Annotated in this window: 1 protein-coding gene; it reads right to left on the minus strand. The window is 63.3% G+C overall.

The window, feature by feature from the left end; all coding sequences use genetic code 11:
* The coding region (locus A5745_RS16820) for a condensation domain-containing protein (protein ID WP_139329661.1) at nt 1-1,013 on the minus strand (1,013 nt) is incomplete at both ends.

The raw sequence follows: 1,013 nt of genomic DNA on the forward strand, positions 1-1,013 counted from the left end.
CACCGCCACCGGCGCGGCATCGGTGAGCATGAACTCGATACGCTCCCGCGGATGTTCAGGGTCGATGGGCAGATACGCCGCCCCGGTTTTGAGCACCGCGGTGATCGCGGCGATCGCGTGTGGAGAGCGCGCCAGCAACACCCCCACCACACACCCAGCACCCACGCCCCGGCCAACCAACAAATGCGCCAACCGATTAGCCGCCTCATCGAGTTGGCGGTAAGTCCAGGACTGCTCACCACAACTGAGCGCCACCGCCTCCGGAGTGGCGGCCACCTGCGCGGCGAACAACTCCGGAACCGACACCGGCGCTGTGGCATCCGCGCTGAGCACCGCCCGGTGACCGATCTCATCGAAGCGGGCATGTTCGGACTGGTCGAGCACATCCACCGACGACACGCGCCGCCCCGCATCGGCGGTCATCGCCATCAACACCCGCTCCAACCGCTCGATGAGCACCTGGATGCTTTCCGGGTCGAATACGTCGGTGCGAAATTCCACCGCCCCACCGATTCCGGCGGGCTCACCAGCCTCGGTGAAACGCTCCCCCAACGAAAACGCCAGATCCATACGCGCGCTATGGGTATCCAACGGAATCGGGCTGACCTCAACACCGTCTAGCACCAAACCCGCCGCCGGATCCTCATGACCGGCGAAGTTCTGCCAGGCCAACATCACCTGAATCAGCGGATGATGGCCCAACGACCGAGCCGGATTGAGCCGCTCCACCACCACCTCAAACGGCACATGCTGATGTTCAAACGCCTCCAAACTGCGCACCCGAACCTGCGCCAACAACTCCGCAAAACTGGGATCCCCACCCACATCGGTACGCAACACCAACGTGTTAACGAAAAAGCCCACCAACTCATCGAGCGCCGGATCACCCCGACCCGCCACCGCGAACCCCACCGCCACATCAGAACTGGCACAAACCTTCGACAACAACACCGCCAACCCGGCCTGCACCACCATGAAACTCGTCGCATTATGCTCACCAGCCACCCGAGCAA

This window comes from Mycobacterium sp. IS-2888 (genome assembly GCF_001954215.1).
Taxonomy (GTDB): domain Bacteria; phylum Actinomycetota; class Actinomycetes; order Mycobacteriales; family Mycobacteriaceae; genus Mycobacterium.